Genomic DNA, 6,671 nt, shown 5'->3' with positions numbered 1-6,671 from the left:
GACCGTCCGGGCCGGCTGATCCGGCGGCCGGACCGAAGGCACGCCACAGCAGGTACGCGATGGCGATGATGCCGATGAACGCGAAAATGTACGTCACTGCCGACCTCCCTGTTCCTTAACAAGGGTACGCGCGATTCGGACACCGCCACGCTGTCGGTCGCTCACAAGCCCGCGTAGCTGTGCAGACCTGAAACCACCAGGTTGATGATGAACAGGTTGAACAGCAGGGCGACAAATCCGGCAACGTTGATCCAGGCCGCGGCGGTGTGCTTCCAGCCCGCGGTGGCCCGGGCGTGCAGGTAGGCGGCGTAGATCACCCACGCGATGAACGACACCGTCTCCTTGGGGTCCCAGCCCCAGAACCGGCCCCACGCCGATTCTGCCCACACGGCGCCGAGGATGACGCCGAGACCGAACAGTGGGAAGCCGAAGACGACGGACTTGTAGGCGAGCCGGTCGAGGGTTTCGGCGTTCGGGATGGCGTCGACAATGCGTCGCAGGGCTGCGGTCTTGCCGGTGCCGGGCTGCTCGGATGAGGCACCCCAGCGCACTTTCACCAGGTACAGGATGCTGGCGACACCGGCGACGAGCAGCACGCCGGAGGCGATCGAGATCACCGACACGTGGATGGCGAGCCAGTACGACTTGAGCGCGGGCACGACGGGCGCGGCCTGGGTGTAGAGCCATTTGCCGGCGATGAACATGAGCAGCGCCACCGGCAGCAACACGAACGACAGCAGCGGCCGATGTTCGCGTTTACGCAGCACGACCAGACCCGCGATGACGCAGGCCACGCAGGTGAGCGAGATGAACTCGTACATGTTGCCCCAGGGGGCACGGTCGGTGGCGATACCGCGGGTCACGATGGACGCGAGGTGCGCCAGGACGCCGACGATGACCACCGGGTAGGCCATCGAGGCGAGTTTCTCGCCGAACGGCCGCGCCGGCACGGTCTCGAGTTTGCCGGGTGTGCGCAGGTCGGCGGGAGCACCCGAGGCCGATGCCCCGACGAGTTCGCGTGCCTCGGCTGATTGGATGCGCCGGATCCGGGCGCTGCCCAGCGCCCAGAGGAACAGGAACATCGCCAGCACGTACACCGTGATGGCGGTGCCGAACAGTAGGTCGGAGTATCGGGCGAGCGTCTCGTCGACGTGCGCGACGACCTCGTTGTTGTCCATCTGCTCTCCTTGTGGAACCGTGACCGGGGTCGGTGGAACCGTGACCGGGTCGGTGGAACCGCGACCGGGTCGCGTTACAGTCCGCGGACGCGGCGGCCGGCGTCGTTGCCGACGAGTGCCGCGGCCTGGTCGCTGAATCCTTCACCCCAGCCGGCCTGGTCGGTACGGGCCAGTCCGGCGATCTCTACTACAGTACGTCGTTTCCCGGGGTTGTCGACGCCGGGCACATCCTCGACCACGTCCATCTCCACCAGCCTGGCCCACAACCGCCTGCGCCGCACCAGCAGCGAGACGAGCAGACCCACCAGCATCGAGACGGCGAACACGAGTACCCACTTCTGCGTGGGGTCGTGCGAGACCTGCACCGACACCCAGCGTTTGTAGCCGTCGAAGGTGACGATCGTACCGTCGGCGAGGGTGTGCGACTGCCCCTGTTCCAGGTTGACGCGGGCCTCGCGCTTGAGCCGGCCCTGATGCATCAGATCGGAATCGAGCTGGTAGACGTTCTGCGGTCTGCCGGTGTCCAGGCCGGTATCGCCCTTGTAGACGTCGATGGCGACGGCCGGCTTCTTCGGGATCGGCGACGCCGATTGCAGCAGCTTGCCGCCACTGCCGGTGAACTCGGCGGTCGGCGCGAAGATGCCCTGCAGCGCGATCTGGTTGTTGCGGCGTTCGTCCTCGTCCGGGTACATGCCGGCGGGGGTGTCGAAGCGTGCCGCACCCGAGGACAGCATCGTCGCCATCTCCTCGGGGATGAACAGCACCGTCTGGGTGCGTTTCTGCCCGTTCGGGAAGGTGACCGTGAATGTGGGCGCGTAGCCGTTGCCGAGCACGTACACACGGTCACCGGCCAGCCGCAGCGGCTCGTTGACCTTGATCGACGTGTGCTTCCAGTCCGTCGGCACGCCGGCACCGACGCTGTCGGTGTAGGACACCTCGGCGTTGTACATCGACGGCTGCCCGTTGGGCAGGAAGGTGGCCGAGAAGTCATCGACCTTGAAGCAGAACGGCGACAGATCGGTGCCGTCGACGAGGCTTCCGGCCCGGAACGAGTCGTACACCGCGGTCGAGGTGTTGCACAGCCCCTGCTCGCCGTCGGCGACGAGACTGCGGGTGCCCTCGTAGCCGTACACCTTGCCCAGTGCGATCGCGACGAGGATGCCGAGCAGCGCGACGTGGAACACGAGGTTGCCGAATTCGCGCAGGTAGCCCTTCTCCGCCGACACCTCGACGACCCTCGTGCCGTCGGGGAGCGTGCGTTCGGCGGTGACCCGCCGCCAACCGCCGAGCCGCCCGGTGATGCGTTCGGCGATCTCATCGGGCGCACCGTCGACGGTGAACGTCTCATGCCGCGGCAGCCGGCCGAGGTTGCGCGGTGCGGCGACAGGCTTGGCGCGCAGGCTCTTGGCGTGCTCGATCATCCGCGGGGTGAGGCAGCCCACGAGCGAGACGAACAGCAGCACGTAGATCGCGGTGAACCACACCGAGCTGAACACGTCGAACAGCTGCAGCCGGTCCATCCATTCGCCGACCGTCCCGCGGCTGTCGATGTATTGGAGCGTCTTCTGTTCGTTCAGCTCGCGCTGCGGCAGCAACGCGCCGGGGATCGCGGCCAGAGCCAGCAGAAACAGCAGCACCAGCGCGGTTCGCATCGACGTCAGTGACCGCCACAGATTACGCAGCGGCCAGAGGATCCTACGCAGGAACCAATGCGGCGCGGCCGGTTTCCCCGCGGGACGAGCGGGCGGGGTGACTGTGGACGTGCTCATATCGGCAACTCCGTATTGGAGACGAACGCGTCGCGCACCCACACGATGAAGTGATCCCACACCCCCGTGACCAGCGCGACACCTACGGCCAGCAGCATGATGCCGCCGAAGACCTGAATGACCCGGGCGTGACTGCGCAGCCAACCGAGACTGCGCAGCGCCCATGCCGACGAGAAGGCCAGCACCACGAACGGGATGCCCAGCCCGGCGCAGTAGGCGACGATGAGCAGCACGCCTTTGGCGGCGGTGGCTCCCTGGGTACCGCTGGCGGTGGCGATTACCGCGGCCAGCGTCGGACCCAGGCACGGTGTCCAGCCGAGGGCGAACACCGCGCCGAGCAGCGGTGCGCCGACGAGATTGGGCAGCCGTCGAGGGGCGAACCGCACCTCGTGCTGCATCATCGGGATCAGGCCGATGAACACCAGCCCCATCACGATGGTGACCACGCCGCCGATCCGTTGCAGCAGATCATGATTGAGTACGAATGTGCTGGTCACGCCCAATACGGTGGCGGTGGCCGCCACGAACACGACGGTGAATCCGGCGACGAACAGCCCGGCCGCGATCGCCACCCGGGTACGGCCCTGTTTGGCCGCTTCGCCGACCTTCACCGCAGGCGCCTCGGCCCCGACCAGCCCGGCCAGATACGACAGATAGCCCGGCACCAGCGGCACCACGCACGGCGAGGCGAACGACACCAGCCCGGCCAGCACGCAGGCGCCGAGCGCCAGCAGCAGCGGACCGCTCGACACGACGTCGGCGAAGGTGTCGCCGACGGCCGCCTGCGGTGCGAGTTCGATCACGGGGTGCCCGCGGGTTCTTCGGCCGCGACCCGTTCGATCGCCGGGATCAGTTCGTCGGTGGTGAGCGCCTTGAGGAACACGACTGCGGGCCGGTGCTTGCGGTCGAGGATGATCGTGGTGGGCAGTACCGCCGTCGGTACCTTCCAGGCGGCCAGCGTCGCGCCCGCGAAGTCATAGATCGACGGGTAGGCCACCTCGCGGTCGGCAATGAAGTCCCGCGCCGACTGCCGGTCGTCGCGCAGATTGATCCCGAGAAACGCAACACCCTTGTCTTTCGTTGCGGCATAAGACTTTTCGAGCGCATCGGCCTCGCCGCGGCAGGGGCCGCACCACTGACCCCACACGTTGACCACCACCACCTTGCCCGCGAACCGGGCATCGGACAGTGACAACGTGGCGTCGGTCATCACGTCGGAACCGGACATCCCGGACACCGGCCTACGGTCGGCGACCGGGTAGGTGATGACCGTCTTGCCGCCCGGGGAGACGAACTGGAAGGTATTGCCCTGTGCGACAGCGTCGTCGCCGGTGCCGCATCCGGCTACCGCACCGACGGCCAGCAGCAGCGCCGCCACCAGCGCGGCGACCCTGCCGGTCCGGCGAGACTGAACGTGCATGAAACTCTCTCAGGCTCCCGTCACCGTCGGATCCGAGGCCCCGGCGGGCTCGGAGTAGACGATGTCGACGAGCGCGTCGTCGTCGTAGATCAGGCTGGTCAGCGAGGCCAGCGAACACTGCCGGCGGCGCGGATCGTGCCACAGCCTGCTGCCTTCGAGGAACCTGCGCAGCGTGTACACGGGCAGCTGATGGCTCACGCACACCACCTCGTGGCCGCGGGCGGCATCGCGAGCGGTGCTGGCCGCGGCCAGCATCCGGTGCGCGAGCTGGATGTAGGGTTCGCCCCACGACGGGGTGAACGGGTCGCGCAGCTTGGGCCAGTGCCGGGGCTTGGACAGTGCCCCGCCGGTCACCGACACCTTGAGACCCTCGAAGACGTTGTCGGCCTCGATGAGTTCGTCATTGGTGGTGATCGTCAGACCGTGCGCCGCTGCAATCGGTGCAGCGGTCTCCTGCGCCCGCTGCAACGGTGAGGCGAACACGGCGGCGATGTCGTGGTCGGCGAGCGCGGCCGCGACCGTACGGGCCTGGGTGCGGCCGGTGTCGGACAGCCGGAAACCGGGCAGCCTGCCGTACAGGACACCGTCGGGGTTGTACACCTCGCCGTGACGCATCATGTGGACAACGGTGTGCATGCTCTAGTTCCCCCTGGGGTCGGTGGCCGCGGCGGCTGCGGCGGCGGCCGCCGGCAGTGCGGCGGCGATGGTGGCGAACGCGTCGTCGTCGAGGGCCGCGGACACGAACCACGCCTCGAACGCGCTCGGCGGCGGATAGACTCCCGCGTCGAGCAGCGCGTGGAAGAACGGGGCGAACCGGAACGTCTCGGTGGCCTTGACGGTCTCGTAGTCGGTCACCGGCTCGCTCGACCCGGTGAAGAAGACGCTGAGCAGGTTACCCGCCTTCTGGACCCTGTGCGCGACGCCCGCCACCGTCAGCGACTCCCCCAGCAGTACAGCGAGCCGGTCGGCGTTGGCGTCGAGGGCCTGATACACCGAGGCGTCGGCGTTGCGCAGCGTCGCCAGACCCGAAGCGACGGCCACCGGGTTCCCCGACAGCGTGCCCGCCTGATATACCGGCCCCGACGGCGCCAAATGACCCATGATCTCGCGGCGGCCACCGAACGCCGCCGCGGGCAGGCCACCGCTCATCACCTTGCCGAACGTGTACAGGTCGCCGGCGACGCCTTCGAGGCCGTACCAGCCGGCCGGGCTGACCCGGAATCCGGTCATCACCTCGTCCATGATCAGCAGTGCGCCGTGGCGCCGGGTGAGTTCGCGCAGGCCGGCATTGAAGCCGTCGAGAGGTGCCACCGCGCCCATGTTGCCGGCGGCTGCCTCGGTGATGACCGCGGCGATCTGACCGTCGTACTCGTCGAACGCGGCTGCGACGGCGGCCAGGTCGTTGTACGGGAGCACCACCGTGTCGTGAGCGGACGCGCCGGTCACGCCGGGTGAGGTGGGCAGTCCGAGGGTGGCGACCCCCGATCCGGCATCGGCGAGCAGGGCATCGACGTGGCCGTGGTAGCAGCCGGAGAACTTGATGACCTTGCCGCGGCCGGTGAAGCCGCGCGCCAGCCGGATCGCCGACATGGTGGCCTCGGTGCCCGAGTTGACCAGCCGCACCTGCTCGACGGGGTCGACACGGGCGATGAGTTCCTCGGCAAGCTCGATCTCGGCCTCGGTCGGCGCCCCGAACGACAATCCGGTGCTCGCCGCCCGCTGCACGGCCTCCACGACCGCCGGATGCGCGTGCCCCAGGATCATCGGCCCCCACGAGGACACCAGGTCGACGTAGCTGTTGCCGTCGGCGTCGTGCAGGGTGCAGCCCGAGGCACTCGTGATGAAACGCGGGGTGCCGCCGACCGCCGAGAACGCGCGCACCGGTGAGTTCACCCCACCGGGAATGGCCCGGGCCGCACGGTCGAAAAGAACTGCGGAAGCGGCGGCTGAAGAGGCTGCGGGGCGGGTCACGCTGACCAGTGTTCCAAACCCATGGCCTCCCGTGCCAATCCCGACCGCTTGACTACTCTCCTGCCGAGATCTTGGACTCCTGGTCGGGGCAGTAGATGGCGATGCCGGCGCCGACGATGGTGCCCTTCTGAGTCGGGTCGTCGCCCATGCTGAGGTTGAGCGCGACGTCGAGGAACGTCTTTCCGCCCCGGATGTCGGTGCAGGCCTGCTTGGCGGTGGCGATGTACTTGGCGTCGTTACCGGCGACATTGATGCCCGACGATTCGAGCGTCTTGATGAAGATGCTGTCCATCTGGTCGGCGGGCAGGTTGAGCGTCGTCGACGAGGCTGTCG

At 68.0% G+C, this 6,671-nt stretch carries 7 protein-coding genes; all 7 read right to left on the bottom strand.

The window, feature by feature from the left end; genetic code table 11:
• Positions 1-161: 161 nt before the first annotated feature.
• The gene (ccsB, locus tag KDB67_RS04270) at positions 162-1,178 is read right to left on the bottom strand and encodes a c-type cytochrome biogenesis protein CcsB (protein ID WP_291012810.1); all 1,017 of its coding nucleotides are present in this window, start codon (positions 1,176-1,178) and stop codon (positions 162-164) included.
• Between the two features lie 74 nt (positions 1,179-1,252).
• Positions 1,253-2,947: a cytochrome c biogenesis protein ResB gene (locus tag KDB67_RS04265; RefSeq protein ID WP_291012808.1), complete on the bottom strand. Its 1,695-nt coding sequence runs from the start codon at positions 2,945-2,947 to the stop codon at positions 1,253-1,255.
• Positions 2,944-3,750: a cytochrome c biogenesis CcdA family protein gene (locus KDB67_RS04260; RefSeq protein ID WP_291012805.1), complete on the bottom strand. Its 807-nt coding sequence runs from the start codon at positions 3,748-3,750 to the stop codon at positions 2,944-2,946. Before KDB67_RS04260 ends, KDB67_RS04265 begins: the two co-directional genes overlap by 4 nt.
• The gene (locus KDB67_RS04255; protein ID WP_291012802.1) at positions 3,747-4,367 is read right to left on the bottom strand and encodes a TlpA disulfide reductase family protein; all 621 of its coding nucleotides are present in this window, start codon (positions 4,365-4,367) and stop codon (positions 3,747-3,749) included. Before KDB67_RS04255 ends, KDB67_RS04260 begins: the two co-directional genes overlap by 4 nt.
• A 9-nt stretch (positions 4,368-4,376) precedes the next feature.
• Entirely contained in the window at positions 4,377-5,003 is a 627-nt protein-coding gene (locus tag KDB67_RS04250; RefSeq protein ID WP_291012799.1) for a histidine phosphatase family protein, read from the bottom strand.
• A 3-nt stretch (positions 5,004-5,006) separates the two neighbouring features.
• Positions 5,007-6,338, bottom strand: a complete 1,332-nt coding sequence (gene hemL / locus KDB67_RS04245) for a glutamate-1-semialdehyde 2,1-aminomutase (RefSeq protein ID WP_291012797.1) — start codon at positions 6,336-6,338, stop codon at positions 5,007-5,009.
• Positions 6,339-6,390: 52 nt separating this feature from the next.
• Positions 6,391-6,671, bottom strand: a 281-nt coding sequence (locus tag KDB67_RS04240; RefSeq protein ID WP_291012795.1) for a DUF732 domain-containing protein, incomplete at its 5' end; no start/stop codon positions are given.

The organism is Gordonia sp. (in: high G+C Gram-positive bacteria) (assembly GCF_020438995.1).
Taxonomy (GTDB): Bacteria; Actinomycetota; Actinomycetes; order Mycobacteriales; family Mycobacteriaceae; genus Gordonia.
The sequence above is the reverse complement of the archived record's forward strand: the minus strand, read 5'-3'. Positions and strand labels throughout refer to the sequence as shown.